The organism is Paeniglutamicibacter psychrophenolicus (assembly GCF_030812255.1).
Classification (GTDB): Bacteria; Actinomycetota; Actinomycetes; order Actinomycetales; family Micrococcaceae; genus Paeniglutamicibacter; species Paeniglutamicibacter psychrophenolicus_A.
This window is the reverse complement of the sequence record NZ_JAUSSH010000020.1, coordinates 1-26,390: the sequence shown is the minus strand read 5'-3', so window position 1 is coordinate 26,390 and position 26,390 is coordinate 1. Positions and strand designations below refer to the sequence as shown.

The 26,390-nt window shown below is 67.3% G+C and carries 31 protein-coding genes; 14 read left to right on the top strand and 17 right to left on the bottom strand.

Annotated elements, in window-relative coordinates; all coding sequences use genetic code 11:
- Window positions 1-391: 391 nt before the first annotated feature.
- Together J2T21_RS19345 and J2T21_RS19340 are read left to right on the top strand one after the other, a co-directional pair.
- Window positions 392-940 (top strand): hypothetical protein, encoded by a 549-nt coding sequence (locus J2T21_RS19345; protein WP_307583683.1) that lies wholly within the window; start codon window positions 392-394, stop codon window positions 938-940.
- Entirely contained in the window at window positions 940-1,422 is a 483-nt protein-coding gene (locus tag J2T21_RS19340) for a DUF421 domain-containing protein (RefSeq protein ID WP_307583682.1), read from the top strand. The genes J2T21_RS19345 and J2T21_RS19340 overlap by 1 nt, the downstream gene beginning before the upstream one ends.
- A 545-nt stretch (window positions 1,423-1,967) precedes the next feature.
- Here J2T21_RS19340 and J2T21_RS19335 read toward each other — a convergent pair.
- The 13 genes from J2T21_RS19335 to J2T21_RS19275 form a co-directional block, all read right to left on the bottom strand.
- Window positions 1,968-2,147: a DUF6480 family protein gene (locus tag J2T21_RS19335; protein ID WP_373458079.1), complete on the bottom strand. Its 180-nt coding sequence runs from the start codon at window positions 2,145-2,147 to the stop codon at window positions 1,968-1,970.
- A 99-nt stretch (window positions 2,148-2,246) separates the two neighbouring features.
- A complete protein-coding gene (locus J2T21_RS19330) occupies window positions 2,247-3,164 on the bottom strand; it encodes an SDR family oxidoreductase (protein ID WP_307583679.1) in 918 nt (305 codons plus the stop codon).
- A gap of 129 nt (window positions 3,165-3,293) precedes the next feature.
- On the bottom strand, window positions 3,294-3,512 hold the full coding sequence (locus J2T21_RS19325) for a hypothetical protein (protein ID WP_307583677.1): 219 nt from the start codon (window positions 3,510-3,512) through the stop codon (window positions 3,294-3,296).
- A 66-nt stretch (window positions 3,513-3,578) separates the two neighbouring features.
- Window positions 3,579-3,827: a DUF4235 domain-containing protein gene (locus tag J2T21_RS19320; RefSeq protein ID WP_307583676.1), complete on the bottom strand. Its 249-nt coding sequence runs from the start codon at window positions 3,825-3,827 to the stop codon at window positions 3,579-3,581.
- 145 nt (window positions 3,828-3,972) lie between these two features.
- The gene (locus tag J2T21_RS19315) at window positions 3,973-5,091 is read right to left on the bottom strand and encodes a hypothetical protein (RefSeq protein WP_307583674.1); all 1,119 of its coding nucleotides are present in this window, start codon (window positions 5,089-5,091) and stop codon (window positions 3,973-3,975) included.
- A 4-nt stretch (window positions 5,092-5,095) separates the two neighbouring features.
- Entirely contained in the window at window positions 5,096-5,383 is a 288-nt protein-coding gene (locus tag J2T21_RS19310; RefSeq protein WP_307583673.1) for a hypothetical protein, read from the bottom strand.
- Between the two features lie 643 nt (window positions 5,384-6,026).
- Window positions 6,027-6,329 (bottom strand): hypothetical protein, encoded by a 303-nt coding sequence (locus J2T21_RS19305; RefSeq protein ID WP_307583671.1) that lies wholly within the window; start codon window positions 6,327-6,329, stop codon window positions 6,027-6,029.
- Between the two features lie 78 nt (window positions 6,330-6,407).
- Window positions 6,408-6,641, bottom strand: coding sequence for a hypothetical protein (locus tag J2T21_RS19300; protein WP_307583669.1), 234 nt, complete (start codon window positions 6,639-6,641; stop codon window positions 6,408-6,410).
- 642 nt (window positions 6,642-7,283) lie between these two features.
- Complete coding sequence (locus J2T21_RS19295) at window positions 7,284-7,553, bottom strand: GlsB/YeaQ/YmgE family stress response membrane protein (RefSeq protein WP_307583667.1); 270 nt, start codon at window positions 7,551-7,553, stop codon at window positions 7,284-7,286.
- A 53-nt stretch (window positions 7,554-7,606) separates the two neighbouring features.
- Window positions 7,607-8,167 carry a Dps family protein gene (locus tag J2T21_RS19290; protein WP_307583665.1) on the bottom strand — a complete coding sequence of 187 codons (561 nt, stop codon included), beginning with the start codon at window positions 8,165-8,167 and terminating at the stop codon, window positions 7,607-7,609.
- A gap of 604 nt (window positions 8,168-8,771) precedes the next feature.
- The gene (locus J2T21_RS19285) at window positions 8,772-9,644 is read right to left on the bottom strand and encodes a Rieske (2Fe-2S) protein (RefSeq protein ID WP_307583663.1); all 873 of its coding nucleotides are present in this window, start codon (window positions 9,642-9,644) and stop codon (window positions 8,772-8,774) included.
- Complete coding sequence (locus J2T21_RS19280) at window positions 9,641-10,888, bottom strand: cytochrome P450 (RefSeq protein WP_307583661.1); 1,248 nt, start codon at window positions 10,886-10,888, stop codon at window positions 9,641-9,643. Before J2T21_RS19280 ends, J2T21_RS19285 begins: the two co-directional genes overlap by 4 nt.
- A gap of 447 nt (window positions 10,889-11,335) precedes the next feature.
- Window positions 11,336-11,773, bottom strand: a complete 438-nt coding sequence (locus J2T21_RS19275) for a hypothetical protein (protein WP_307583659.1) — start codon at window positions 11,771-11,773, stop codon at window positions 11,336-11,338.
- Between the two features lie 533 nt (window positions 11,774-12,306).
- Between J2T21_RS19275 and ku (J2T21_RS19270) the strand changes: the two genes are divergently transcribed.
- The 4 genes from ku (J2T21_RS19270) to J2T21_RS19260 all read left to right on the top strand — a co-directional run bounded on the left by ku (J2T21_RS19270) (window position 12,307) and on the right by J2T21_RS19260 (window position 15,450).
- Complete coding sequence (gene ku, locus J2T21_RS19270) at window positions 12,307-13,062, top strand: non-homologous end joining protein Ku (RefSeq protein ID WP_307583656.1); 756 nt, start codon at window positions 12,307-12,309, stop codon at window positions 13,060-13,062.
- 106 nt (window positions 13,063-13,168) lie between these two features.
- Window positions 13,169-13,744 carry a hypothetical protein gene (locus tag J2T21_RS20915; RefSeq protein ID WP_373458078.1) on the top strand — a complete coding sequence of 192 codons (576 nt, stop codon included), beginning with the start codon at window positions 13,169-13,171 and terminating at the stop codon, window positions 13,742-13,744.
- A gap of 776 nt (window positions 13,745-14,520) precedes the next feature.
- Complete coding sequence (locus J2T21_RS19265; protein WP_307583654.1) at window positions 14,521-14,829, top strand: hypothetical protein; 309 nt, start codon at window positions 14,521-14,523, stop codon at window positions 14,827-14,829.
- Between the two features lie 399 nt (window positions 14,830-15,228).
- Entirely contained in the window at window positions 15,229-15,450 is a 222-nt protein-coding gene (locus J2T21_RS19260; protein WP_307583652.1) for a hypothetical protein, read from the top strand.
- Window positions 15,451-15,464: 14 nt separating this feature from the next.
- Here J2T21_RS19260 and J2T21_RS19255 read toward each other — a convergent pair whose 3' ends face one another.
- Both J2T21_RS19255 and J2T21_RS19250 read right to left on the bottom strand, forming a co-directional pair.
- Window positions 15,465-16,028 carry a GAF and ANTAR domain-containing protein gene (locus J2T21_RS19255; protein ID WP_307583650.1) on the bottom strand — a complete coding sequence of 188 codons (564 nt, stop codon included), beginning with the start codon at window positions 16,026-16,028 and terminating at the stop codon, window positions 15,465-15,467.
- Window positions 16,029-16,212: 184 nt separating this feature from the next.
- Window positions 16,213-16,416 carry a hypothetical protein gene (locus J2T21_RS19250; protein ID WP_307583648.1) on the bottom strand — a complete coding sequence of 68 codons (204 nt, stop codon included), beginning with the start codon at window positions 16,414-16,416 and terminating at the stop codon, window positions 16,213-16,215.
- Window positions 16,417-17,058: 642 nt separating this feature from the next.
- Between J2T21_RS19250 and J2T21_RS19245 the strand changes: the two genes are divergently transcribed.
- Together J2T21_RS19245 and J2T21_RS19240 are read left to right on the top strand one after the other, a co-directional pair.
- Window positions 17,059-18,204 (top strand): glycosyltransferase, encoded by a 1,146-nt coding sequence (locus J2T21_RS19245; protein WP_307583646.1) that lies wholly within the window; start codon window positions 17,059-17,061, stop codon window positions 18,202-18,204.
- Entirely contained in the window at window positions 18,201-19,268 is a 1,068-nt protein-coding gene (locus tag J2T21_RS19240) for a glycosyltransferase (protein WP_307583644.1), read from the top strand. Before J2T21_RS19245 ends, J2T21_RS19240 begins: the two co-directional genes overlap by 4 nt.
- Before the next feature lie 8 nt (window positions 19,269-19,276).
- Here J2T21_RS19240 and J2T21_RS19235 read toward each other — a convergent pair whose 3' ends face one another.
- Window positions 19,277-20,143, bottom strand: coding sequence for a glycosyltransferase family 2 protein (locus J2T21_RS19235; protein WP_307583643.1), 867 nt, complete (start codon window positions 20,141-20,143; stop codon window positions 19,277-19,279).
- 125 nt (window positions 20,144-20,268) lie between these two features.
- On the opposite strand from J2T21_RS19235, the gene J2T21_RS19230 reads away from it, so the two are divergent.
- Window positions 20,269-21,390 carry a glycosyltransferase gene (locus J2T21_RS19230; RefSeq protein WP_307583641.1) on the top strand — a complete coding sequence of 374 codons (1,122 nt, stop codon included), beginning with the start codon at window positions 20,269-20,271 and terminating at the stop codon, window positions 21,388-21,390.
- On the opposite strand, the gene J2T21_RS19225 is transcribed toward J2T21_RS19230, so the two are convergent.
- The gene (locus J2T21_RS19225; protein ID WP_307583639.1) at window positions 21,387-21,560 is read right to left on the bottom strand and encodes a hypothetical protein; all 174 of its coding nucleotides are present in this window, start codon (window positions 21,558-21,560) and stop codon (window positions 21,387-21,389) included. The two genes, J2T21_RS19230 and J2T21_RS19225, sit on opposite strands and share 4 nt — an antisense overlap.
- A 3-nt stretch (window positions 21,561-21,563) precedes the next feature.
- On the opposite strand from J2T21_RS19225, the gene J2T21_RS19220 reads away from it, so the two are divergent.
- The 5 genes from J2T21_RS19220 (at window position 21,564) to J2T21_RS19200 (ending at window position 26,231) form a co-directional block, all read left to right on the top strand.
- The gene (locus tag J2T21_RS19220) at window positions 21,564-21,749 is read left to right on the top strand and encodes a Rieske 2Fe-2S domain-containing protein (RefSeq protein WP_307583637.1); all 186 of its coding nucleotides are present in this window, start codon (window positions 21,564-21,566) and stop codon (window positions 21,747-21,749) included.
- Window positions 21,750-21,829: 80 nt separating this feature from the next.
- Window positions 21,830-22,807, top strand: a complete 978-nt coding sequence (ku, locus tag J2T21_RS19215) for a non-homologous end joining protein Ku (protein ID WP_307583635.1) — start codon at window positions 21,830-21,832, stop codon at window positions 22,805-22,807.
- Window positions 22,808-23,800: a DNA topoisomerase IB gene (locus J2T21_RS19210; protein WP_307583634.1), complete on the top strand. Its 993-nt coding sequence runs from the start codon at window positions 22,808-22,810 to the stop codon at window positions 23,798-23,800.
- Window positions 23,801-24,471: 671 nt separating this feature from the next.
- Window positions 24,472-25,593 (top strand): YihY/virulence factor BrkB family protein, encoded by a 1,122-nt coding sequence (locus tag J2T21_RS19205; protein WP_307583632.1) that lies wholly within the window; start codon window positions 24,472-24,474, stop codon window positions 25,591-25,593.
- A 215-nt stretch (window positions 25,594-25,808) separates the two neighbouring features.
- The gene (locus J2T21_RS19200) at window positions 25,809-26,231 is read left to right on the top strand and encodes an Hsp20/alpha crystallin family protein (RefSeq protein WP_307583630.1); all 423 of its coding nucleotides are present in this window, start codon (window positions 25,809-25,811) and stop codon (window positions 26,229-26,231) included.
- Window positions 26,232-26,390 lie beyond the last annotated feature (159 nt).

The window sequence follows — 26,390 nt, the reverse complement described above, 5'->3', positions numbered from 1 at the left end:
TCGAGGACCATGCACAAATTGGCGATCACCACACCGAAACCGACCCCCGTTGATTGGGCCACCGAATAGGTGGTTGCCCCTATGTAAAACCAGCCGGAATCGTCTGCCTCAACTTACACATGTCAAGAGATCATCGACAGTCCCGTCTGCCCTACGCCGGCTTGCCCATCCCTGCGCTATTAAATTCCGCCCGATTCCATGAGCGGCACTGTTCCAAGACCCCGCGACATCGGGGCGGCACGGTGCCACCTGGATTCGCGATTCCGGACGCAGGTCTTCGTGGCACATGCGGCGGGAAAAGCCGCAGTCGGATGAACTTCCGAGCAGGCCGACGGCAACAGCCACCCGCCGAAGGATCCGCTCGGGCGTGGAGGCATGGTTAGGATGAGTCATGGACAAGGACTTCGATCCCCCGGAAACAGCGGATCCATCCGACGGCTCGACGTTCTTCGATGTGGTTGATTCCGGCTATGACAAGGGCGGGCGCATCGGCCGTCGCATCATCCTGACACTCGTGGCGCTGTTCGTCTTGGCATCCCTCGCCAATGTCTTCGGCATGGACACCACCTCCACGGGCGGTTCCCCGGGCTACGAGCTCACTGTCTCCGCCCCGCGGACCAGCAGGGCGGGCATGGACGGGAAGATCACCGTCACGTTGCACGCGGCGCAGAAGATCTCCGGCCCGATCACCGTCAAAGTGGAGCAGGACTACCTGGATGCCTTCACGACGTATGGCATTTCCCCCGCTCCGGACGGGGAAAGCAGCGACGGACACCTGCTCGTGCTCGATTACGACGCATCCGATGAAAAGACTTTCCGCCTGGACATCGACGGCACGGTCAGTGAAGACAGCGACCTGCGGGCCCACGGGAATGTCCAGGTCTACATCGACGGCGATCTGGTGGCATCCACGAAACTGAGGCTTTGGAAGGTGTTCTAATGGAAATCGTACTTCGCGCTGCAGTGACATTCCTGGTGCTCTGGCTCATTACCCGGGCCGTGGGACGATCAACGCTGGGTGAACTGAGTTCGTTCGAACTATTGCTGTTCATCACCATGGGCGACCTCGTCCAGCAGGGCATCACCCAAGAAGACCATTCCGTGGCAGGGGGGCTGATGGCCGTTGGCACCATGGCGTTGCTGACGGTGCTGTTGGGTTGGGCAAATGCACGCTGGCCCAACCTCAGTCGACTGGTCCACGGGGCTCCCGTGGTCATCTTGCACGAAGGCCGCCCGGACACCAAGGCGTTGCGTGCCGAACGGATGGGCTCGAACGATCTGATGTCCGCTGCGCGTGGACAGGGATTCCGGAATCTCTCGGACATCGACCTTGCGGTGCTCGAACCCAATGGCAAGATCTCTTTCTTCGCCAAGGATCACGCGCCATCGGACGGTTCCCCCGAAGAGCCCGAACCCGGATGACCACATGTCCATACCAGCGTGCCGGGCCCCGGCACGCTGCAAATCCCCGCGATCCACGCGGAACCTCACAATCGTGGGACGGGATGCCCAACAGCCCTGTCCCCCCGGAGAAGCCCGCTGGGGCCAACAACCAGTCGGACAGCGTGGTCGAAAAGGCCAGCGACGGCACAACGGCAGGTGCACCACACCGGCCGCGCCGGTCCACCCCGCCGGCCGCTGCCGTCCATTGACGTGGAGGAGACGTGGCACCGGGAGGGACCTGCGGCGCTTCTCCCCCCGCGGACACCGGGAGTGCACCCGGCGCAGGTGGACGCCGGGGGCCAGGTATCAAAGTCCCCTGGACCCCGTGGCAGAGGCATACCGCCCCGGCACCGGACCGCTTTTCGCCTTCCGGCCGTACGCGGAACCGTGGTCCGACGGACACCGGGAGAAGCCCGGCGGGTCCGCAAGCCATACAGCGTGCCGGACGGGCAAAGGCCGCCGGCCATGGCGCGGCTCCACGCGGCGCCAGCAATGTGGAACTCCGGCTCGGAGCCAGGTCCAGGTTACTCGTCGTGCCCCTGGTCATGGCTCATGGATCCTTCGCCCGGGGGCGTTTCCCCGGGAGGAACGCCTCCGCCCGGTTCCAGGCCGGTGATTTTCTGCTCCACGGGGTCTGGGTTGGAGGTGGAGGATGCGTCGGGGCCCTTGGCCTGGTCTTCCTCCTCGTTTCCCCCTTTGCCCATTTTCTGGTTCTTCTCGGGGATGGATTTCTCGCCCATCGGGTCCTCTCCGATCTTTTCTTGGCTCCCGGGTGGCGCCGGGCCGCTGGGTGTGAAGGCTCCTCAGGGAGTCGACTTGCCGCCGTTGACATTCAGGGTTTCCCCCACGACGTAGCTGGATTCGGCCGAAGCCAAAAAGACATAGGCAGGGGCCAGCTCGACCGGCTGTCCGGCACGTCCCAGCGGCACGTTGTGCCCGAACTTGGGCAGCTTGTCCTTTGGCTGGCCGTCCGACACCTGCAGCGGGGTCCAGATCGGTCCCGGAGCCACGGCGTTGACGCGGATGCCACGCGGTGCCAGCTGCACGGCCAGCCCCTTGGTGAAGGCATTGATCGCCGCCTTGGTCGAGGCGTAGTCCAGGAGAGTGGGTGAGGGATCGTAGGCCTGGACCGAGGTCGTGTTGATGACGCTGGCCCCGTCCGGAAAATGCCTCAGGGCCGCACGGGTCAAGGAAAACATCGCCAGGATATTGACCTGGAACGTCTGCATGACCTGTTCGTCGTCCAGGTCCTCGAGCTTGTCGACGGCAATCTGCTTCCCGGCATTGTTCACCAGGATATCCAGTCCGCCCAGTTTCTCCGCTGCCTGGTCGACCAGCGAATTGCGGTACCCCGCGCCCAGCAGGTCTCCGGGCAGGCCGATGCCCACCCGGCCTTCGGCCTCGATCACCGAGATGACCTTGCGTGCGTCTTCTTCCTCCGCGGGCAGGTAGGCGATGGCCACGTCCGCGCCTTCCCGGGCGAAGGCAATGGCCACGGCGGCGCCGATGCCCGAGTCCCCGCCGGTGACCAGTGCCTTGCGGCCCTTGAGCCTTCCGGTGCCGACGTAGGACTCCTCGCCGTGGTCTGCCCGGGGCTCGAGCTTCGCGTCGAGGCCCGGCTCGGGCTGGTCCTGTTTCGGCGGGGATATCTTCGGGTGGCGCTTGACCGGATTGTCCAGCGACAGCTGGTCGTCGGAATCCGGGATGCTGGGGTCTTGCATGTGCGTTCCTCCAGTTGCCTTGGCATGGACGATTCGGGTCGTGTTTTTTACGCTACGACACACCACGGGCCCTTGGCAACGAATCCGCATCGAGCACCGGGGCGGCCTTGGCGCAACGGCGGGCGGTGCCTACTGGCGCCCTGCCGACCCGGCTGCCTCGTCCCGCGGCTCGGACGAGAAGGGAGCACCCGGGGAGGTGTCCTGGTTCAGGCCCGGCTTGATTTCTTCCTCCGTCGACGGCACATCGTCGGTGTCCGGACGGGCGGATTTTTCGGCCGCCTTGTTGTTCTTCGGCGGCGGCGGTTCCTGTCCCGGTCCGCCGCGGCCTTGGTTTCCTTGGTGTCCCATGGTGTGTTTCCTTTCTCTGGTGTGGTTCCGGTGCAGCGTCGCCTGCCGGTGGTTGCAGGCGGCGCGCTACCCTTTGTGGGACAGCTTCCCGGTCCAGCGCTTGGTCATGGCCTGGATGATGGCAGCGCTGGCGCCCGAGATTGCCGCGAACGCCAGGGCCTTGCCCAGGGTTGCCCGTTGCTGGACCTCCGGATTGGCCGGCGTGGGCGGATTTTCTCCGGTGGCACCCTTCCAGATGCTGCCGATGAGTTTGGCTCCGAGAAGTCCGGCCGCGATCGAGACCGCCGTTCCGAGTACCTTGGCTAGCAGTTTCATGGTTGTTCTCCCTTGTGTTTCACTTGTGTGTTTCGCTTGTGTGTGCGCTTCGCTTGCTCCAAGTCCAGTCAGGCTCCGGGCGGGAACGTTGCGGGCGGTTCGCCGTCCCGCTGCCGGAACCGTGCCGCCCCGGCGGTCCCCTGGGCTAGTCATCCCTGGCAGCCTCATGTTCCGTGTCCTCGTCCAGGGTTATTTGCCGCCGGTCATATTCCCGGCGACTGAATGTCGCCTTGCGTACGGATTGCTCATCGTCGAGACTCGACCCGACGGCACCGGCAATGGTGCCCAGCGACGACGCCAGCCAGGACAGGTTCACATACTCCCCGAAACCGACGTCGTGGCCCAGTTCGATGGCCAGGAAACGGGCGTCGATGATGACCAGGGCCCCGACAAGGATGATGGCAAAAAGGGCCAGATACATCAACAGGATGGCCAGGAAGATGGTTGCCAGCGTCGCCACGTTGTACACCACGCGTTTTTCGGTGTGGCGGGCCCCGACAGGGGTCTCCCACAGCCCGTTGTGCAACACGAGCCAACTGCCCATGACCAATATCGAAAGCACGCTGATGGTGGCCAGGCGTTGGGGCGGCAGGTAGTCCGCCATGCTCCAGATGCTGGTGTAGAAAACGCCGAATGCGCCGGTGGCCAGCGCCGCGGCCATGGCCGACGACAGCCGCGGCACCAGCCGCCACGGCTGGTTGCTGCGCACCATGCCCACCAGCAGCAGGAGTCGGCCCCGCAACCCCTTGTTGGTCTGAAAGGCATCCTCGCCCGCGTCGGCGGGCTCGATCCGGCGTTCGACGGAGAACGGGTCCGCCTGGGGATCCAGCCGGCCATCAGCATCAAGATACGGATCCTTGACCCCGTGCAGGGAGGCCAGCGCCTGCACCACGGCGCGGCGAAGGCGGTTGCTGCGGACAAATCCCAGTGCCGGCAGGACGACGACCGCGGAGCCGTATCCGGCGTTGAGGCCGGTGGCCAAGGGTTCCCCGTTCTCGAACTTGGGCAGGTCGGTCAGGTAGACCAGGTAGTCCCATCCGTTCAGTTCGCGCAGCCGGCCCGAATGGGCATTGAGCTCCACTTCCCCTTGGTCGTCCAGTGGCAGGGAGAATTCCTTGACTTCCACTTCCCAGGGCATGCCGGAGTCGAGTTCGCGTTCCAGGGTTGCGGGAATGGATGTCTTCAGTCCCAGGGCCAACGACAGCGGCAGGCCGGGATCGGCGATGAGCCCGACCACGATTTTTCCTCCCGGTACGGTGGGCATCGGACTATCCAGCGTCGAATCGGTCCGCGTCCTCGTCGGCGGAATTGGATCCCGGGCTGCCGGCGGGCCGATCCGCTGCGAACCGGTCCGTGTCGGACCCGTCGGAACCGGAGCCATCTGCGGCCCCGGGAACCAGGGCCTCGCCATCTGGCAGCCGAGCGGCCAGCATCTCGGGGTCCTGGAATGGATCGACGGTGCCATCGGCGGTCGCTTTGCCGCCGGATGCGTCCCGGGCACCCTGGGGGGTCTGCCCGGCCTGAACGAGTTCTTCCTTGCGTGGTGTCGTTGACAAGTCGTGCTTCCTCGTTTCTTCGTGCGGTACGGGTTCCACGCATTCTGCATGCGTGGAACCCACGCTACTGTCCCGGCGCCGTGCCGCCAAGGCTTCTGCATGCCCACGCCGCGGCCCGGGGACCGCGGACAGCCGGCTGTGAGGCGGCTGTCCCGCGGGGGCCTTGCCGGTCTCCAGGAACAATTCCCTGCGAGCCCGGGGCGCGTTTCACGGGGGTTTGCAGACCCGTTCCCGAAACCGTGCCTTCAGCGAGCGGCGGCAGCTCGAGGACCGACGGCCCGCTCCCCGACGGTCGAGCCCGGCCTGCAGGAAGAAAGCCGCCGGCAACTGGCTGCACCTGGTCCTGGCTGTCTGCATGCTGGCGCGGGGCCTCCAGGTGACCAGAACCGACCGCCACGGACCTGCCCACAATCGCTCGCGCCAGGGTGCCGAGGCCCGCGAACGAATCCGGGGTCGGGCAGAACCAGCATGGCAGGACCCCAAATGTCGTCAAGACCGGGCCGAGGCCGGTCGCTTGCTTCTCCATGCCAACGTCAAGGGCACCTTGCCCAAGCAGGAGGGCTTGCTGGGCCTCCCAGCCGTTCAGCCGCCCGCATCCTTCTGGAACGCCGCCTGAAGTGAATGGGCACGGGCACCCTGTGTCTCAAAGCACCGTGAAGGCCGCCGGCAGGTGGCAACGGCCGGTGGCGGCGAGAAGGATCGGCCCTGCCAGGCCCCCGGCCACGGCGAGTTCGGAGACAATCCTGAGTGCCTGCGTTGCAGCAGTGTCGGGAATCTCGACGGGCAATCCGAGTGCCGTGCGGAGATCAGCCGTGTGCACGGCCAACTCGAAAGTGCGGCTGGGCAGGTAGTCATGGAGCCTCATTCCACCTGCGATCGTTGTGATTAGCTCGGTGCCTTCCTGGGCATCGACCAGTTTGAGGACGCGTGCGGCGATCTCCTCCACCGTGCCCTGGGGGTCGGCGCCAAGTGCGGTCCCCGCATTGCGTCCGCGCGTTGCGACGTCTGGGCCGGCGGCTTCGGCCTAGGTCGCCTGGAAGTATTCTGCGGCGGAAGCCACGTCGACGGCCTGGGCCGGGCGGGCCAGGTATGTCTCAACCGTCAGCAGCGCGCGGCTCGTGTGGCCGACGAGCGCGCGGACATCCCATTCGCCCAAGCCAGGCTGGTCCCGGCGTCCACGCACCAGGGCGGACGTTTGCACGAACCACTGCGTGGCGTCGGCAAAGGCCTGACGTGAGGAATCCCACGAAGCAGTCATGCGACCAAGCATAGTCTCGTTCGGCACCACCGGCGTTGGTGGCCTCGCAGCTGTTGCTGCACCGGACCCGTCCCGCTCCCGATCGCTGCCAGACCCGCGGAACGTCGGGCCGGGAAAGCCGGTAACCGTTGCTGCCGAGACGAGTCCAACACCTGTGCCGTTCCGGAACGCGGCGCCCCCACGCTGGCATCTGCCTGCTGCTTCTTCCGCAACAAGCCGAGCTGAACGTGGTAAAGACCGCCCCGCGGCAGGAGGGCGTCCGGGCCCCGTGCGCCGGCTCGCAAACCCCCTTCGAGGCGCCCCCGCCCAGGGCGCTGGTCTCGGCGCGGAAACGACGTCACCCGCGGCCGTGCCCAAGAGTTTCACCGGCGATTCGGTCGGCGAGGGATTCGAGGGGCCCCCGAGACGGGTGTCGGCACAACGCCACGGACCGGGCAACCTCGGTCGTCATTTGCCCGAGGAGGCGCTTACGCGCAGCATTGTCTGAAAACTGGCGGGCATGTGCCGCGTCCCACTTCCGAATTCGAAGGTCGACGGGCTCTTCGCGACCGGAGCATGGCCGCGTGGCGGGACCCGACCATGTCTGTGGCCCCGGTCCGAAGACCGGGGCCACAGGCGCACAACGCACAGAATGACCGCAAATCAGGTGGCAGCCTTGTTGCGTCCGGTAATGGCTCCGTAGACACCGGCCACAATGAGCCCGCCAAGAATGGCCAGCAACCAGGAGCCGAGGCTCCAGAAGCTCATCTCGCCGTCGTTGAAGAGCGCGTCGCCGATCCAACCGCCCACGACGGCACCGACCACGCCGAGGATCAGGCTGGTGACCCAGCCGCCCCCGACTCTTCCGGGAAGAACCATCTTGACGATGGCCCCGACGATCAATCCAAGAATGATCCATCCGATGAAACCCATGATTTCTCCTCTACCCATTCATTGGGCGCAGCGGCAGCCGAGCCGCGGCGCAGCTACTTTGTTTTCTTTGCTGCAGTCTTTTCGGTCTCGGCTCCGGCATGTTCAAGCACGCCGCTTGGGTATTCCAAGTGGGCGCGCATGAACCATTGGAAGAGTTCGAGCTGCGCGCATTGGGTGATGAGCATGTCCTCGGTGACCGGATCGAGCTTTCCGGTTTTTTCGATGGCCTGCCGGTGGCTGGAAATCACCCCGTTGTAGACGAGATCCAGGGCAGCCAGGTGCTCCGCAGTCTGGGCCCGGCCGATGGAATAGTCGTCCCAGTCCCGCTCCTTGACCAACGCGCCGGGCAGCCCGTTCGGCGACATGCCCAGCGTGGCAATGCGTTCGGCGATTTCATCGATCATGGCCCGCACCAGCAAAATCTGCGGATCCAGCATCTGGTGTACGCCAATGAAGTCGCGGCCGACCACGTTCCAGTGTGCATGCTTCAAGGTGAGCTGCAGGTCGTTGAGCGAGTGCAGCCTCGTTTGCAGGACCTCGGCGATCTTTTGTCCGTCCTGCAGGGAGAGGCCCGGAACCGTGAAGCGAGGCCGGACGGTGTTCTTTGCTGCCATGGTGAACCCCTTCGATGGTTTCGCTCGGGCCGCCGGCGGCCCGAAACCGTTCAATTCACGCTAGCGGCTCCCGGTGCCACTGTCCATGGTTTGACCTGCGGTCTCATCCGTCGTTTTCACGGCCGTTGGTTCGCGGAGAGCTGCCTGGCCGTGCCCCCGCCTGGAGCTGCGCACGGCCCTGGAGGGATCGGTCAGGGCCCCTGCGGAGTGGTCGTCGGGGTCGATGCCCTGGGTCCGCGAACCGCGGGTGCCGGGTTCCGGGACAGCCAGTCCGCGCTGCCGCCCGGCTCACCGCCGCACTGGCCGCCCGGGAACGGTCCGCACCGACTGCGGTTTTGGCGATGCATGTCGTTTTCTGCCGGCGAGGGCCTCCCCACACAGGTCAGTGCAAGCTTCTTCGTGCTTGGGGCGGGGCTGCCGTTTTCGGGGAGGGACCGTGCCGTCAAACACTTGGGATCGCCACGCCGCCGGCCCTGGCCAGGCCCACCGCCACCGTCTGCCCCTGCCGCGCCGTGCGACGACGTTGGTGCCCTGGTTCCTGCGGGAAGCTTCCGGCCTGTGGGCCCCGGCGCGTACCTGTGCCCATGCGGCTGCCGGACAGGTCCTAGCCCGCACCTGGCAAATACACCTGCACGCGCTCATCCTTGACCCAGACCGCGAAGGACGCGGCGGGCGCCGTGGCGGGGCCGCGGACGACCTGCCCGGTGGACAGCGAAAATTCGCTTCCGTGCCACGGGCACCTCACGCAGGTATCGGCTTCCGTCCCTGTCACCGTGCCCTCGTGCAGCGGGCCCGACAGGTGCGGGCACTCGTTGGAGATCGCCGAGATTTCGTCGCCCTCGCGCCAGAGCAGCAACGGCACCCGTCCCAGCATCCGCCGGTGCAACTGCCGCTCGGGGATCTCCTGCAGCAGCCCAAGATGGGACCATCCGGCTGGGACCAGGTGTGGCACGGCCTCAACGTGGTTGGCGCCGGACGCGAGCCTGAACGACAGATGCCCGCCCAGGAAACCGGCAGCGCCCAGCACCGCGAGTCCGGCCAGGGCAGAGACCCTGCCCCCGCTGCGACCGCTGATCCGTGCCGTCAGCGAATAGGCGAAGCATCCGGCCGCCACGACGTTGCCCCCCGCATGGACCAGCCCCACACGCAAGTGCTGCGGGTGTCCCTCGGCCCAGTCCGCCAGCCCCGTGGCGATGGCAGGCGGCATTGCGAGCAGGCCCGCGGCGAGCAACGTCCGTGCCGCCCGTTCGGCTCCGGGCACCGCATCGAGCAGTACCGCCGCGCCCAAGGCACCGGTGGGCAACTGGACGAGAAAGGGGTGGGCCGGGTGGCCGAGCGGAACACCGTGGAGCAGGTCTGCGGCGTCGGAAGTCCCCAGCACACGGCGCACCACGCGCTGCACCGGGGCGACCATCGCATCCAGGGATTCCAGCCGTTCCAGCAGTTCCACGGCCTTGAATGGCTTGAGGGTTTTCATTGCGGTGCTCCTTTGGCATGGGTGGATGGCGGTTCCCTGAACATGATGAATCCGCTGTGCGGGTCCGCGGGCGCCTTGTGCAGGGAAATGCTCAGGTCCTGGACCGGCACCTTCCAGGAATCCTGTGCGGCCAACAGGCCGATTGCCTCGGCCAAGATCCCCAATGTCGCTTCCTCCCCCGGGCAACGGTGTCCTTCGGCAACGTTGCCCGCGCCCTGGGGAACCAACTCGTTGGGACCCGGCTGCCGACCCATGAACCGCCCGGGGTCGAATGCGGCCGGGTCGGGCCACAGGCGCCGGTCGTGGTTGGTCCCGTAGAGGTCAAGGAGCACCCACTCTCCGGGGGTGAATTGGTGGTCTGCGAAGGTGAAGGCCCGTTCCACCGTGCCTCCGACAAACGGGAAAAAGGGGTAGCGGCGGCGCACCTCCTGGGCAAAGGCCTCAACGGTGCCGTCCTGGCCGGAGGCGATGCGCCGACGCCAGGACGGATTTTCCTCGAGCGCCACCGCGGAGAACACGAGGTACCGGCCGATCGCGACCACGGGGCGCAGGAGGTTGAGCAATTCCACGGCTGCCACTTGCGTTTCCAAGGGTCTTCCTGCCGTATCGAGGTGCCGTGCCAGTCGCTGCACGACGTCCCCGGACCCGCCTTCGGCGCTCCGCGCCGCCTGGATCTCCGCTGCTGCCCAGCGCTCGCTGTTCCGGCGCAACCTCCGGGCGTTCCAGTTGGCCGGCCCGAAGGACCCGGCGCGGTTGATCATGGCTGTAAGCTCGCGGGTTCGTCGCCGCAACGCTGCGGATCCCAGCTCCAAGCCGGCCCATTGGCAGGCGGTGCGGGTCAGGATGCGCGCGGCAGCATCCTGCAGCACCATTTCCTGGCCGCTTTGGGCCAGTTCTTCCATCCAGCACCGCCTGAAGATGCTGCGCAACCGTGCCAGGTCCGAGGGGCCGAGCAGGTCCAGAAACATTTCCTTGCGTTGGCGGTGTGCCGCGCCTTCAAGGGTCTGCACGCTCCCGGCGTCCTGCAACAGGTGCTGCACGGAGGCCGGCATGGCGTTGGCCCGGCTGAAGCGCTCCCCCTCGTAGAAAAGTCGTGCGGCTTCCGCCCCGCGCATGCAGGTGACCCTGCGCAGCGCAATGCGGGTGGTGAACACGTCGGTGTCCATTTTCTCGCACCGGGCCGCGATGAAGGCATACCCTTCGCGCAGCAGTGCCACGGTGCTGTCCGGAGTACGCCACTGCATGGGGAATCAGACTGCCCTTCGTCGTTGCGCTCAGGCTAGCACCGGGCTTCGGCGTCGGTACATGGTTTTGCGACCGGCACTCCCGGATTTGCACCCGTCCATGGCCCGGGCCGGTGGCTTTGCAGGTCCTGGCCGCCGGCGATCCGGGCGGTACCGCCCCAGGCAGGTTCCCGCCCACGGGGGAACACCTTGGTCGCCTGGCCCATCAATGGTTGCCCCACAGGGACACGATGGGTGCTTCGCCGTCCATCAAGAGACCAGTGGCGCCGCAGCAGGCAGCAATGGGTGCGGTCTTGCGTGTGGCGGGACGCCACGAGACGGTGGGCGGCAGCGCCTGGTTCCCGGCATGGACGACCGGCAGGCTCCCGCAGGTTCAGCGGCCTGCCCGCGGCCCGTCATGCCGCGGGTGCGCTGCCTCCGCCCTGGCGCGGGAGCCGAGGGCCCGATTCAGCCCTCTTCGCGATCGGCGTCGCCCGCGATGCCGTCGTCGCCCGGCTCGCCGGTCTCACCGGAATCCGTGTCACCACGCGATTCCGACGATTCTTCTGCCTGGCCATTGTCGAAGCCGCCAATGCCCGTGTCGCCGCCGAACGCGCTCTGGTCCGCGGCACCCAACCGCCCGGATTCGGAGCCTTCGGGATCCTGGCCGCCCTCCGCTTCCGATTCGACCTCCATGCCCGATTCCCTCTCGGGGTCGTACTGGGTGTCCTGCGATCCGCCCGAGGCCCTGCTGCCCCCGTAGCCGCCGGTGCTCACGACGCCGGCCGCCGCCTCGCCTTCGGAACCGAACTGGTCGGCATCCGAGGCCCCGCCCGCGGGGTTCTTGGCTTTCTCGCCGGGCCCACCGCTGTTTTCGTCAGCTCCGAAGTTGTTTTCGTTTGCCATGGTTTCTCTCCTTGTCACGCTTCGGCCCCCTGTCCCAGCGGGATGACATGACCAAACTTAACGACGCGGTGTGCAAGCCGCAAGCCTTTTGCATTTCCACCCGAAATGTTCGTTTGGGTGCCGGGCGCTGTTCGGGGTGGGTCCGGCCGCGGGGTTGCTACCCAGCAGTGTCCCTTGTCTCCGGCGAACCCGCTAGCGGAAAACCTGCTTTGGACCACAGTCCACGTGCCGGCGTGCGCAGCCCGGGCAGCAGGATCATGGCAGAGGCGCAAATTCGTGGCCGCCGGCTTCTTTTTTTGGAAATTCCGGTTCTTCAGGCATCGGAAGACCTTGCCGACCCGGTCACCAAGTCTGCGGAACCGAGTGTGGGGTATGCCGAAGGAGGGGAAGTTGATCGGAGCGTGGGAGGCTGGCGGACACCCATGCGTTCGGGTCCGGCCAGGCGGTGATGCCCTTCCGGCTCGCCGTCGCGGGAGGCATCCGGCACCGTACAGGTAAGGGCCAGGGTCTTCGGCTGGTGCTTCGCCGGCGGAATGAGAGCCATTTGGAGCGGATCGATCGCATTCGGGCTGGTCAATGTGCCGGTCAAGGCCCATGGCGCGACGACCGACCGCGACGTGGAGCTGCACCAGGTGCACGCCGCAGACGACAGGCGGATCCGCTACCAGCGTCGCTGCGAGGTGTGCGGCAAGAAGGTCCCTTACGAACGCATTGCCAAGGCCTACGACGACGGCGACCGGACCGTGGTGCTGACCGACGCGGAGATGCGGGCGCTGCCCGCGGAGAGTAGCCGCGAGATCGAGATCGTCCAGTTTGTGCCCAGCGACCAGATCGACCCCTTGATGCTCGAGCACAGCTACCACCTCACGCCCGATTCACGTTCCGCCCAGTCCTATGTTCTGCTGCAGCGGACGCTGGAGGAAACCGAGTTGGCCGCGGTGGCTAAATTCGCGCTGCGGCAAAAGACCCGGCTGGATGCCCTGCGGGTGCGCGGAGGCATGCTGGTGCTACAGGGGCTGCTGTGGGCCGACGAGCTGCGCGAGGTCGAGGTTCCCAAGGCCCTGGCGGACAGCAAGGTCTCGGCGCAGGAGCTAAAGATATCCGCGACTCTCGTCAAGCAGTACAGCGCCGATTTCATGTCCGGTGATTTCGAGGACGCCTACCAGGTCCAGCTGCGCGCGCTGATCGAGAAGAAGCTCGCCGAGGGCGACGCGCTGGACACCGGGGAAACCTTCTCGGCGGCGGGCACCGGGGCGGCAACGGCAGGCGCCGGGGAGGTGGTCGACTGATGGAAGCGCTCAAGCGAAGCATCGCCCGCAAGCCGGGGTCCGCGAAGGCAACCGGCACGGGGAGCCAAGGTGCGGCCACCGCCAAGAAAAAGGCCACGAAAAAGGAATCCGCAAGCAGCACCAGGAAGACGGCCGCCAAGAGCAAGAAACCCGGCACCACGCAGAAGGCAACGGGCCCAAGGTCCGGAAAGGGTGCCTGGATGCACGATGGCCTCAAACACGTCGAGCCGGGCAGCGGCGGCTTTCGTCGCAGGGCCGCAGGAGGCGGTTTCAGCACCACGGGGCCGGCGGGCGGCGCCTCGGTTCGCCGCGGACGCTCGAATGCATCCGGAAACTGGCCATCCCCCCGGTCTGGACCGACCTCTGGATCTCGGCTTCCCCGGAGGCCCACATCCTGGCCACCGGGGTGGAGGCCGCCGGCCGTACTCAGTACATCCACCATCCGCGCTGGCACGAGGCCCGCGGGGAGGCGATGTTTCTCCGGTCGCCGGCCTTCGCCCGCCGCCTGCCGGCGATCCGCCGTCGCGTGTCCCTGGACCTGCAGTCAACCTCCGATCCCCGGTTGCGGGCGTTGGCGGCGGCGGTGCGATTGATGGACCGGCCGGCTTGCGCGTGGGCGGCGCGGTCTATGCCCGGGAGAACGGATCCTTCGGCGCCACCACGTTGCTCAAGCGCCACGTGAAATGCACGGGCGACAAGGTGTACTTGAGGTTCACGGGCAAGTCCGGGGGAACCTGGGGCGTGTCGTTCCGGGACCAACGGCTGGCCAGCTACCTTGCCGCGCTGCCGTGCCGCCGGGCGTCGGGGCCAGCCATCTGCCACCCGGCGGACAGCGGACGGGGGGAAGAACTGGCTTCCCGTCACCGACGCGGAGGTCAATGCCTACCCCGGCCGGATTGCGGGCCACGGATTCACGGGAAGGACTTTCGCACCTGGCAGGGCACCGTGGTGGCAGCCCTGTCCCTGGCCCGTTCCTTCCGCTCGGGGCAAGGTTCTCCTGCGGCCGTGACGCCCGCGGTCCAGGAAGCTGTCGACTGGCTCCACAACACCCCGGCGGTGGCGCGGGATTCCTATGTTGACCCGCGGGTGATTGAGCTGTTCGACCACGGGAAGGCGGCCGATGCCCGGCGGCAGCCCGACCGTGCGGTATCTACCCTCCCGGTGCGGGGGCAAAGCGCTGCACCGCGCTGACTCCCCGCCCGGCGTCCCGAACGGTCGCGGAATTGCGGGGCTCCCGACGCGAACGGGCGCAGCCGCAGGGAAGAATGCTCTGCCTTGTTCCCCTCCACGACGACCCCGCGCCCGCGCGTGTTGAAACCCTTGCCTAGCCGGAAGCGCGGTGTGCATAATCATGCTATCGATGGGTCGGCGGTGTTTGCGCCGGCCGCACGTGGTTTCCCCAGACCCGGGAAACGCTCTCTCCGTTGCAACATTTTCGGAACTTCGAGGATCGGGCTCATGAAAACCCCACATGAAATGGATCCGGCGACGGGACGCAGCGAACCAACCGCTGACATCCCCGTCGCGGCAAGGGTAAACCGGGAGTCCCCGGCGATCTGCGGACGATGCCATAGCGACCAGTACCTGGTCTATGAAGAGGTGAAGCCGGTGCCACGGCAAGGCACGAACCCCCCGCAATGGGATGTTGAATGCTGGTGCGGCCAGTGCGAGGAGTACCAGGGATTTCGCACCACCACACCACCGGCGATGCCGCACCGAATTTTGCTGCATGGTGACGGTGCGGAGGCATGGTCCATGGGCACCTGACGCCCCCTCCGGGTCCAGCTGGCCTTTCCGCCCGAGCTCCGCGCAAACCCTGTGGACACGATGCGCAGGTTCCGGCCACGGACCGGCGCGTTGCCGACGAAGGCAGCCAGCCGCTGGCGGCACCGGACGCGGAGCCGTCACCGGCATCGGCAACCAAAGGTGAAGCAACGTGCCAAGACGCTTGTGCCTGGCGCAACGTCATGTCCATAATCAACGGTGCAACGGTCTGTGAATCATTCGGCCGGCCGCACGTGACTTCTCCAGCCTCCGGGAAACACGTTCTGATTCCGTGCTCCACGAAGGATCGAACCCCTGATTTCCCCTCCGCGCATTGCGCCTCCCCAAAAAGCTTGCCACAAGGCCGCCGCAAATCCTGCAAACATCCTTGCGGCACCCGCCGTGCCGGAAAACCCGCCGGCCGTCATCTGCGAAACGTGCCACAGCAGCGACTACCTGGTCTACGAACGGGTGACCCCCGTGCCGGCCACAGGCTCAACACCCGCGGCATGGGACGTTGAATGCTGGTGCGGCAGCTGCGAGGAATTCCACGGCGTGCGCACCACCCGGCCGCCTTCGGTGCCGTATTCCGTCCTGCAGCAGGGCTACACTCCCGGCGGGTAGGACGCCGGCGCAGGCTACGTCTCGAAGTGGGTCTTGGCTCCGGTACCGTTCAGGTTCTCCTCGAGCCCGGCGGCCACGGTCCGCGGTTTCTGGTTTCGGTTGGATGCCGCCCGCGAGAGGAACGTGAACGCCTCATCCTGCGAGCAGCGCTGCTGCCCCATGATGATGCCCACCGCCGGGTCGATGGCGGTGCGCGACTCCATGGCCGCTTCCAGGTCTTGCGCGACTTGAGCCTTGGAAGTGATCCGCCGGGCAAGCAGCAACGCCTTCCGGGCATGGTGCCCGTTGCGTTCGGCTCCTCGGACCACGATCCCGGTGAATGCTTTCGGGTCCGCGGAATAGAGGCCAAGGACCGCCACGGCTCCCTCTTCCAGCACGAGCGGAACCGCCAGGACTCTACTCACCCCCTCGTCCAGCAGCGCGGCGGCGCATGCCGGACAGCGGGAATCCTCCGCGGCCTTATTAAGCAGAACTCCCCGGGTGCCCTCAAGTGCGGCCGAAACGGGGCCTTCGCCCGGGCCGGACTGCAACTGGGCCAGGGTCCGGGCGGCTGAGGCCCCCGGCGTGCAGCATGGCACGGCGCCGCTGCTTCAGCGTCACGGTGCAGGCCAGCTGCGGCAGGGTCTCCCCCGCGGCCAGTGCCGCCGAGAATCGGGAAAGCTCGGTGAGGAAGTCCTCGAGGTCCACACTCCCCAAGACCAGGTCTTGGAGTCTCTTCGCAACGCCTGGATCGAAGTCCGGGCCGCCTGGCACGGCCACTCTTCATTGCGCGAAGGCCTCGGCACGGCTGCACTTGTCTTGGACCATGATCACTGCGACCGCGCCGTCGACCAGTCCGCGCGCCGGCAGTTCGATGCCCAGGTCCGAACCGGCAAGCGCCGGCAGGGGGAAACCCAGGGCCTGGCGCAGGATGCGCGAGATCGGTCCGGTCAAGGCCTCCACCGCCGTGACGAATTCCTCGTCCATGGTTCCATGGGTCGCGGGCGTAGCAGTTGAGTGCCGCCCGGGTGCCGCTGCCGGCTTCCACGGGGACCGCCAGAATGGAATGCACGCCGCTGGAGGCGATTTCCCCGGCCCAGCGCCCCCATTGCCTCGATGTGTGAAGGTCCGGAATGAAGACCACGCGCTGCCGGCACAGCGCGGTCAGGCAGGGCCCGTCATCGAAGCCGTACTGCCGCTCGTCCAGCGCCATGACGGCGAGCTCGCTGCACCGGGGATCCCACCCGGGGACGAGCGGGCCCCAGGCGGCGCCGGCGGAGCATTCCGCCCTTGGGCCTGGATGCGCCGGCCGCCCGGAGTCCATGCCGTCACGGCCATAACCCAGCATCCGGCCGACGGCCGTTCGGTTCGCCAGGGTTGCGTGTCCCGGCGGGAAGCGTTCCATGCACCGTGGAATCGGACGGGCAAGCGAACCGGACGCCGGTGCAAGCATTCATGGTTCCAGCAAGAGCCCGAGCGTGGCGCGAGCCGCTGTGGGGCACGCCGGCAAGCCCGGTCGTTTTCCGGCTGCTTGCAAAAAGCTATCCCGATCCGATTTACGGCCATATCCTGAATCCATACCACGGGAACAGGCAAGCGGGCTTGCCTGTTCCTGAATGCCAGCACCAAGTGAAGGAGTCAGCTGCCGATGCGGATGCGCACGTGATACTCGAATCCCACCCCGCCGGCGGTCGACTCCGGATCGCCGTCCTGGCGCACCTGCACCACCCGATCGCCCCGCCCTTTGCCGGCGGCATGGAGTCGCACACCGCCCATCTGGCTGCCGGGCTGGCAGCCCGGGGCCACCACGTCACGCTTTTTGCCAAGGAAGGCAGCGTGGCACCATGCCGTGTGGAACCAGTGTTGCCGCAGTCCTACGCCGTGGCCGGGTATCCGGATTCCGATGGACGCAACCGCCAGCACGAGGCCCTGGACGGTGCCATGTCACGGGCAGCGACCTCGATCCGCGCCGGGTCATACGACGCCGTGCTGAACAATTCCCTCAGTCCGGTCCCCCACCGCGAACTGGTGGGGATTCCGACCCTGCACGTGCTGCATACACCGGTCCTGCCGCGACTGGCGGACATCTTTGGCGCCCCGGCTTGGGAACCGGATCCGCTGCACCGCCACGTGACCGTCTCCCACGCCAACGCCCTCGAGTGGCGTCGCTGGCTGCCGGACATCGAGGTGGTCCACAATGGCATCGCCCTGGAGAACTGGGGCACCGGCGTGGAACCGGTCCCCGGCACCGCCGCGTGGACCGGTCGCATCACGCCGGAAAAAGGAACCCACCTGGCGATTGCCGCCGCCCGGGCCACCCACACAAAACTGCAGATCGCCGGCCCCATCCAGGACGCCGAGTATTTCCGGGCCCTCATCGAGCCGGAACTGGACCGCGACGTCACGTACCGCGGCCACGTGGGGCAACACGAGCTGGGGAGGATGATTTCCTCCGCGCAGGTCTTCATTTCCTCACCCCTGTGGGAGGAGCCCTTCGGGTTGACGACCCTTGAGGCGATCGCCTGCGGCACCCCCGTCGCCGCACTTCCCGGGGGCGCCATGGCCGAAATCATCAATGGGGACGCCGGTGTCGTTGCCCACAGCCGGGACGCCGCCGCATTGGCCCGGGCCATCATCCAGGCCAGGGACCTGGACCGGGCCCAGGTGCGCAACAGTGCCCGCGCATACTCACTGGAATCAATGATCGAGGCCTACGAGAATCGCTTGGCCGCGGTGTCCGCGGTACGCCCCGGCCCGCAGGAAAGGCATTCGTGAGCTGGAAAGTGGCCTACTATGCCCACCATTTCGGCACCGGCCACCTGCGCCATGCCCAAAGGCTGGCGCAGCTGGAAGGCATCGAACTGCAAGTGGCCAGCACCGGTGCCCTTCGGCACGACCTCGTGCCCGCGGTGCGGGATTATGTGGCACTTCCGCCCGATGCCGGACCCGCGCAGAATCCGGGAAAAATGCGGCCCGGGGACCACCTGCACTATGCCCCCGTCGGCCAGGGCATCCAACGGCGCTTCACCGCGCTGAACCACGCCTGGGCCCGGTTCGCCCCGGACGTGGTCATGGTCGATGTCTCGGTGGAAGTGGCACTCTTTGCCCGGCTCAGCGGCTATCCGGTCGCGTTCCGTCGGATGCCCGGGGACCGGCAGGACCCCGCCCACCGGTTGGCCTATGCGATCAGCGATGGCCTCTTTGGGTATTTTCCCGAAGCGCTCGAGGACCCTGCCCACCTGGCGGCCTACCGCGGCAAGAGCCACTACCTGCCGGTGCCCGGAACCCTCCACGCGGCCGTGGCGGCCGCACCCGGGACCCCCCGCCCCCCGGGAAGCCGGCGACGGGTGGTGGTGCAGACGTCCCTGGCTTCCGCCATTCCCTTGCGGCACTTGGCGGCGGCGGCCGCCGGCTCGCGGAACTGGACGTGGGAGGTCGCCGGTGCCGTGGAGCGGGACGGGACCCCGTTGCCGGAGAACCTCACGTTGCTGGGGGTCTTGGCGGATCCGGCCAGGACCATGCGCGGCGCCGATGTCCTGGTCAGCTCCGCGGGGCACAACGCGGTGGCCGCCGCGGCAGCCTGCAACCGGCCGGTGCTGTTGGTCCCGGAGGAACGCCCGCATGGCGAACAACTGCATTTTGCCCGTGCCTTGGAACGCGCCGCGGGAATCCCGATGCTCGAATCCTGGGCGGCTGCGGCCGATTGGCCGGCGCTGCTGCAACGGACCGCCGGTTCGGCGCCCGGGGCGCTGGCTGCCTGCCTGTTTGGCACCCGGGAGGGCTTCACGGCCGGAATCAACGCCCTGCTGGCCACATGCATCCAAGGCGCCCGCTCATGAGCCTGGGCTCAATAGGGGTCGGTGCTGCGTGCCGCGGCGATTTCCTTGGCCTCCGGGGACCGCAGCACCTCAAGCCGGCAGCCGGCAGGATCCCAGTCCAGCAAGCCCAGTCCGGCAAACGCCCCCAACCAGCCTTCCATCGGCCAGGTGCCCCAGCGGGCATGGAACCGCCGGGCATTGGCGATGATCGCTTCGAAATGGTTCAGCGGAGGCTTGTGTACCCCGTGGTGCTGGTGGAACAGGGCCTCGGGGACAAAGCACATCGGCACCCCGGCGGACCGCGCCCTGAAGGCGAAGTCGGTGTCCTCGGCCCCGTACCCGGTGAACCCCTCGTCAAATCCGCCCAACCGGGCAAAGAGTCCGGCCTTGATGGAGAAACCCAACGACCAGAACATCTCATGGCGCAAGCCGGACCCGTTCCGGTCCAGTTGCGCGCGGGCCCGGTGGGGAACGGAAGCGGCACGCAACGCCCTGTCGTCCCTGCCGGATCCGGGCTCCAGCGGAGCCCGGAGGTAGCGCGGCTCGGCCATGGCCAGCACGTCGCCGCCCGTAATCGCATCGACCATCGCGGTGAACAACGGGGCGGCGGGAATGCAATCCACATCCAGGAACACCAGGTAGGGACAGGCCGCCGCGGCGGCGGCGGCGTTGCGGGCCCGGGCCAGCGGCAGACCCGCTTCGCCCGGGCGCGAAGCGACATGGTGGATCCGCAGCGGCACGGAGCACGGGAGCGGCTCGGGGTCAGGCTCATCCATGTAAACGACCACGACCTCCTGCGGCAGTTCGGCCGAACGCTGGACCCCGGCCAGCAATGCCCGCAGGTGCCCCGCCCGTCCGTGGACGATCACGAGTACCGAAAAACTGCGTTCTTCCATCGAACCCCCCGGGTCGCCCGCCTGCCGACATCCCGGGCACCGGATGCCATCCGCGGGGTTCCACCCAGCATACGTTCCCGTCCCATGGATCGGTGTCCAATATGTCCATAACCAAGGAGGAAAGCTTGAGCAGCACCCGCGCTGGCGCACCGGTCAGGGTAGCTTCCGTCCCGGCCAACCAGATCTACATCCGCCACCTGGAACACCCAAACCCCGGCGGCGCCCGCGAGGTGCTGCGACTGCCCGATCCCCGGCCCGCCGGCGGGGTCCGCTCCGTGCAGTCCCGCTGGTGGCCCCCGGCCATGCTGTCACCCGAATGGGTCAGGGCCAACCGCCACGCCTTTGACCTGATGCACATCCACTTCGGGTTCGACGCTGCGGACCCGGCCGAGCTGCGCGGCCTGGCAGCCGAGCTTCGCCGCTTCGGCAAGCCGTTGGTCTACACCGTCCATGACCTGGTCAACCCGCACCAGCCCGATCCAGGGGCGCACCGGGAACGGCTCGAGGTGCTGATTCCCGCGGCGGACAAGCTCATCACCCTCACCCCGGGGGCAGCACGGGAAATCCACGCCCGCTGGGGTGCCGAGGCCCAGGTGCTGCCGCACCCCCATGTGGTGGACTTCGCCTCCATGGACCGGATCCGCAGCTCGCGCACGCGTACTGCGCCTTCAAGGCCCCGCGCACCCAAGCGGATCGGCGTGCACTTCAAGGGCCTGCGGCCCAACATGGATCAGGGAATCCTCGATCCGCTGGCCCGCATCGTGGCCCGGTTGCCCGGCACCGTGCTCCAGGTCAATATCCACGCCCAACCACTGGATGCCCACAGTCCCGAGTACCAACCCGCCCTGGCGCGCAAGCTGCGCGCGGGGGCGGCCGAGGGACTGTGGGAGCTGCAGGCCCATGAGTACTTCAGCGAACCGGAGCTGTTCACCTACCTGGCCTCGCTGGACCTATGCGTGCTCCCCTACCGCTTCGGCACGCATTCGGGCTGGCTGGAGGCGGCCCTGGACGTGGGCACGCACGTGGCGGCCCCGGATTGCGGGCACTACGCCGACCAGCACCCCTCGATTGCCGAATTCCGGCGGGGGGCCGGCGGCGTGGAGGAGGACTCACTCCTGGAGGCGGTGGAGGGCTTGCTGCGGCGGCCCGGGCTGCCTGGGCTTGATGCATCCGCGCGCCTGGCCCAACGTCGGGATCTTGCAGCGGCGCACCGCCGGATCTATGCCAGGCTGCTGGCCGGCAGCTAGTTTGCCTGCGGCCAGCGGCGCATGTCTCCGCAAGCTCCCCGGCCCCGCGCGCAGACCACCACGCGGTACCCGCGGTTCCCGAGTTCGCGGGCCACGAGCGGGCCCAGGGACCGGGAGGCCCCGACGGCGAGCGCCAGCTTGCGGGTTCGGTCGTCCGCGAGGGACTGCACCCGGTGGCGGTATCCACCGTCAAAGGGCGAACCTGCCGGGTGTCGCCGGCGTGCATCCACCTCGGTGGCATCCCCCCTTGGAACGACAAGGAGGCATCGTGGGACTGCCCGCTGCACGGGTCGCGCTTCACGCCGACCGGAACCCCCGTTGCGGGCCCGGCGACCGACGACCTGAAGCCGGCCGACTGACCCCGGGGCAGGTCCGCTCCGCGGCCCTGCCCGACGTGCATTCTCTGGCCATGGTCGGGCGCGGGTGCTTGACTGGGTCCATGAGAGCAATATGGAGCGGATCCATCGCCTTCGGACTGGTCAACGTGCCGGTCAAGGCCTACGGGGCCACCGAGGACCATGATGTGGACTTGCACCAGGTGCATGACGCGGACGGCGGGCGGATCCGTTACCTGCGCAAGTGCGAGAAATGCGGGAAGAAGGTCCCCTACGAACACATTGACAAGGGCTTTGACGACGGGGAACGCACCGTCGTGCTCAGCGACGTGGAGATGGAAGCCCTCCCCGCGGAGAAAAGCCGGGAAATCGACGTCATCCAGTTTGTTCCCAACGACCAGATCGACCCGATCATGCTGGAGCGCAGCTACTACCTCGCCCCGGATTCGAAGTCGCCCAAGGCCTATGCCTTGCTGCGCCAGACGCTGAAGGAAACGGAACTGACGGCCGTGGTGAAGTTCGCCCTGCGGCAAAAGACCCGCCTTGGCATCCTGCGGGTCCGCGGTGACGTGATGCTCTTGCAGGGGATGCTGTGGGCGGACGAGGTTCGCGAGGCGGACTTCGCTTCCGCCCGCGCAGCCGGCAAGATCAGCCCGCAGGAGATGAAGATGTCCGCGGCCCTGGTCAGGCAGTTCACCACCGACTTCACCCCCGAGGCCTTCGAGGACGAGTACCAGGTGCAGTTGCGCACGCTGATCAGCGAGAAGCTCCAGCGGGGCGACGGCTTGGATACCGAGGCCACCTTCGGAGCCAGCGACACCTCGGACAACGGGGAAAAGGGGGAGGTGATAGACCTGATGGAGGCACTCAAACGCAGCATTGCCACCAAGCGAACCCCCTCCACACCAGCGGCGGGCCAGGCGGCAGGCGGCAAGGGCGGGTCAGGTTCTGAGTCCGCGCAGCCGGGCGCGGAAAAGAAGCAGGCCGACAAGAAACAGGCCCCGGCCAAGAAGAAGACGCCCACCACGGGGAACGCGTCCGACACCAAGGCAGCCCGGAAGAAAACTCGCAAGGGAGCCTAGGTGGACGAGGAACTGGAACATGTACGGCCCGGCACCAGGGGCATCCGCCGCCGGGTCGCGGGACGCGGATTCAGCTACGTCTCGGCCAACGGCCGCAGGATCCGTTCGGAGCGCCTGCTCGAGCGCATCAACGCACTGGCCATCCCCCCGGCGTGGACCCAGGTGTGGATCGCTTCCGCCCCCACGGCACACATCCAGGCGACCGGGGTGGACTCGGCTGGACGGCTGCAATACATCTACCACCCCCGGTGGCGGCAGGTGCGCGAGCACGAGAAGTTCGTTCGGTCCCTGGCTTTCGCCCAGCGCCTGCCCACGATCCGCCGGAGCGTCACCCGCGACCTCAAGCAGGTGCGGGACCCGCGGCGGCGGGCACTGGCCGCCGCCGTTCGCCTCATGGACAGGGCCGGGCTCCGGATCGGGGGCGCAGCCTACGCGAAGGAGAACGGTTCCTTCGGTGCCACCACGCTGCTCAAGCGCCACCTGCTCCTGGAGGGAGATACCGTGCAGCTGAAGTTCCGCGGCAAGTCGGCCGGTGACTGGGATGTCGCGATCACGGACAAGTTGCTGGCCGGGTACCTCGCTGCGCTGCCGCGCACTCCCGGTTCGGGCCCGGCGATTTGCCATGCGGTGACCGTGGCGCGGCGCAAGGAATGGAAACCCGTCTCGGACGGCGAGGTCAACGCCTATCTGGGAGAAGTGGCGGGGCACGGCTTCACCGCCAAGGACTTCCGCACGTGGCAGGGCACCGTCGTGGCCGCCCTGTCGCTGGGCCGCTCCCTGCGCGCCGGGGCCACCTCCCCGGACGCCGTGGCGGCGGCCATCGACGAAGCCGCCGCATGGTTGCACAACACCCCCGCCGTCGCCCGCGGCTCCTATGTGAACCCCCGGCTCATCGATCTTTTTGAGCGCGGCGTCGTGGCCGATCCGCGTCGCCAGGCCGACCGTGCGGTGCTCGCTTTGCTGATGGAGGGCATCCGGGAGCAACCCGGTTGAGACGGTGGCCGGCATGGCCGGCACGGCCGATGGCCCGGCTTCAGGTGGCCTGTCTTGCTTCGCTGCATCCTTTCCGCGTCGCCAGCGTCGTTGCCCTCCCGCCGAAGCGGCATGCCGGGACAGGCATCCAACCCGTCAGGGCCCCCTCCAGGGCCGCCAAGACCCATGGTCGAGGGGTTCGGCCGATACCACCAGCGTGCCCTGCACCCGCCCGAGGTGGCAGGTCCTCTCCTTGTTGGCACCTGTGGAATCCCCACGCCATCGGCCGCCCCGGGGCATCTTCCTGCCTTCCGAAGCAGGCCCCGTGCCACGGTGCGCCCGTTGCCGGCCGGGGACCGGAATACCCGCGCCATCCGTATCGCCCGCGTCGGCCGCATGGTCCAGGGACCGCGCGGAGGCCGCGCCGATTCCGCCGGCGCGGCTTTGGCCCGGGCACCGGCCGCGCCGCATGCCCGCAACCAATGCATCCGGCGGTGGGTGCGCATCCCGGCCCGGGCCGTCCTGGGGGCCGGCGGAATATGGCAACGCACGGCCGGGAACCAGCCGGGGCGGAACCGGCCGGACGCATCCGAAGACCCCTGTGCAAATCCTTGCCCGGCCCGGTGGGGCGTGTTTGACTTTGGGCCAGCGGGAAAACGTCCACGAAAGTCCATCGATCTCGAGGTGTTGGCATGTCCAGTAGAAGCGAATCCACGAGCGGAAGTGGAACCTACGCCAAGACCGCCCAAAAGGGCCGTTCGGCTCCGGCGCCCGACGACGAACGGAAGCCCGACACGCCCGCGGAGTTGGGCGGCGCATCGTGGCGCTATGTCCTCAAGCGTTCGATCAGGGAATTCTCCCGCGAGAAGTGCATCGACCTGGCCGCCGCACTGACCTACTTCGCCATGCTTTCCCTGTTCCCCGCCCTCCTGGCGCTGGTCTCGCTGCTGGGCCTGGTGGGCCAGGCCCAATCCACGACACAAACCATGATGCAGATCCTCGACGGCGTCGCGAGCCCGGAAGTCGCCAACACGCTGCGCCAGCCCATCGAGCAGTTGGCCAGTGCACCCTCGGCGGGATTCGCTTTCGCCGCCGGTCTGCTCGGTGCCCTGTGGAGCGCCTCCGGCTATGTGGGGGCCTTCGGCCGGGCGGTCAACCGGATCTACGACGTGCAGGAGGGGCGTCCCTTCTACAAGTTGAAGCCACTGATGCTGCTTCTCACGCTGGTCCTGCTGTTGATCGCCGTGGTCATGGCCATCCTTCTTGTCGTCTCCGGACCGCTGGCCCGGACCATTGGCGATGCTGTCGGGCTGGGCGAAACAGCTGTGGCGGTGTGGAACATCGCCAAGTGGCCCGTCCTGGTGGTTTTCGCTGTCGTGCTGGTTGCCGTGCTCTACTACGGCACCCCGAACGTGAAGCAACCCAAGTTCCGTTGGCTGAGCCCGGGCTCGGCCATCGCCCTGGTCGTCCTGGCGGTCGCGACCCTGGGGTTCTTCTTCTACGTCGTGAACTTCGGCAACTACAACAAGACCTATGGCGCCATCGGCGGGGTCATCGTGATGCTGCTCTGGATCTGGATCGCCAATCTCTCCCTGCTTTTTGGCGCGGTCTTCGACAGCGAGACCGAACGCGCCCGCGAACTGCAAGGCGGCATCGAGGCCGAGGAAACCCTCCAGCTGCCCCCGCGCGACACCAAGGCCAGCGACAAGCAGCAGAAGCAGGAAGACCAGGACGTCCGGGACGGCAGGGAGCTGCGCCTGGAAGCCGAAGCCAACGATCCGGTCCCCCCAACCGATGACAAGGACGGCAGATAGAAAGCACCTTCAGCGGTCCCCGCGGCGGGCGCATCGTGGCCGAACATGCGCAGTCGACCGCAACGACCAAGGAACCTCACACGCCGATTCCCGACCCGGAATTTCCGCGCCAGATACTTGCAACTCCGTGGGAGCAATGCTATAAAACTGCTGTATCCGCCGAAACACTGGTGGCGGGTGCAAGGGACATTGTCACCGAGAAGGAGTGAAAAACCATGTTGATGCGCACAGATCCGTTCCGGGACCTCAACCGGCTCGCCGAGCAAATCCTGGGGACCGCTTCCCGCCCGGCCGCCATGCCCATGGACGCCTGGCGGGATGGCGACGTGTTCCAGGTGGAATTCGACCTGCCCGGAGTCAGCCCGGATTCGATCGACCTGGACGTGGAACGCAATGTCGTCACCGTCACGGCCGAACGCGGGCCGCTGGCCGAGAACGTCGAGATCCTCGCCGCCGAACGGTCCCGCGGGCACTACAGCCGGCAACTGGTACTGGGCGAGAACCTGGACACCGGACACATCGAGGCCAACTACGACGGCGGGGTGCTGGCCTTGCGAATTCCGGTTGCCGAGCAGGCCAAGCCACGCAAGATCGCGATTACGGCGAAAAACAAGGAACAGCACCAAATCAACGCCTGAGTGCGGATCCCGACAGGGAACCTCCAGCCGGCGGGCACCCCGGGGGTGGGGGGGGGCGCGGGCCCCGCCCCCCCCCCCCCCCCCCCCCCCCCCCCCCCCCCCCCAACAACAAGGGGTGGTGTGGGAGAGGGCGGGGGGGGGGGCGGCCCCCGCCGGGTG

Excerpts from the sequence above, each read along its gene's own strand:
- J2T21_RS19330 (WP_307583679.1), bottom strand. The coding sequence starts at position 3,164 with ATGCAAGACCCCAGCATCCCGGATTCCGACGACCAGCTGTCGCTGGAC.
- J2T21_RS19285 (WP_307583663.1), bottom strand. The coding sequence starts at position 9,644 with ATGAAAACCCTCAAGCCATTCAAGGCCGTGGAACTGCTGGAACGGCTG.
- J2T21_RS19335 (WP_373458079.1), bottom strand. The coding sequence starts at position 2,147 with ATGGGCAAAGGGGGAAACGAGGAGGAAGACCAGGCCAAGGGCCCCGAC.
- J2T21_RS19205 (WP_307583632.1), top strand. The coding sequence starts at position 24,472 with ATGTCCAGTAGAAGCGAATCCACGAGCGGAAGTGGAACCTACGCCAAG.
- J2T21_RS19280 (WP_307583661.1), bottom strand. The coding sequence starts at position 10,888 with ATGCAGTGGCGTACTCCGGACAGCACCGTGGCACTGCTGCGCGAAGGG.
- J2T21_RS19275 (WP_307583659.1), bottom strand. The coding sequence starts at position 11,773 with ATGGCAAACGAAAACAACTTCGGAGCTGACGAAAACAGCGGTGGGCCC.
- J2T21_RS19200 (WP_307583630.1), top strand. The coding sequence starts at position 25,809 with ATGTTGATGCGCACAGATCCGTTCCGGGACCTCAACCGGCTCGCCGAG.
- J2T21_RS19250 (WP_307583648.1), bottom strand. The coding sequence starts at position 16,416 with ATGGACGAGGAATTCGTCACGGCGGTGGAGGCCTTGACCGGACCGATC.
- J2T21_RS19235 (WP_307583643.1), bottom strand. The coding sequence starts at position 20,143 with ATGGAAGAACGCAGTTTTTCGGTACTCGTGATCGTCCACGGACGGGCG.
- J2T21_RS19265 (WP_307583654.1), top strand. The coding sequence starts at position 14,521 with ATGAAAACCCCACATGAAATGGATCCGGCGACGGGACGCAGCGAACCA.
- J2T21_RS19320 (WP_307583676.1), bottom strand. The coding sequence starts at position 3,827 with ATGAAACTGCTAGCCAAGGTACTCGGAACGGCGGTCTCGATCGCGGCC.
- J2T21_RS19300 (WP_307583669.1), bottom strand. The coding sequence starts at position 6,641 with ATGACTGCTTCGTGGGATTCCTCACGTCAGGCCTTTGCCGACGCCACG.
- J2T21_RS19290 (WP_307583665.1), bottom strand. The coding sequence starts at position 8,167 with ATGGCAGCAAAGAACACCGTCCGGCCTCGCTTCACGGTTCCGGGCCTC.
- J2T21_RS19340 (WP_307583682.1), top strand. The coding sequence starts at position 940 with ATGGAAATCGTACTTCGCGCTGCAGTGACATTCCTGGTGCTCTGGCTC.
- J2T21_RS19295 (WP_307583667.1), bottom strand. The coding sequence starts at position 7,553 with ATGGGTTTCATCGGATGGATCATTCTTGGATTGATCGTCGGGGCCATC.
- J2T21_RS19315 (WP_307583674.1), bottom strand. The coding sequence starts at position 5,091 with ATGCCCACCGTACCGGGAGGAAAAATCGTGGTCGGGCTCATCGCCGAT.
- J2T21_RS19325 (WP_307583677.1), bottom strand. The coding sequence starts at position 3,512 with ATGGGACACCAAGGAAACCAAGGCCGCGGCGGACCGGGACAGGAACCG.
- ku (WP_307583635.1), top strand. The coding sequence starts at position 21,830 with ATGAGAGCAATATGGAGCGGATCCATCGCCTTCGGACTGGTCAACGTG.
- J2T21_RS19345 (WP_307583683.1), top strand. The coding sequence starts at position 392 with ATGGACAAGGACTTCGATCCCCCGGAAACAGCGGATCCATCCGACGGC.
- ku (WP_307583656.1), top strand. The coding sequence starts at position 12,307 with ATGAGAGCCATTTGGAGCGGATCGATCGCATTCGGGCTGGTCAATGTG.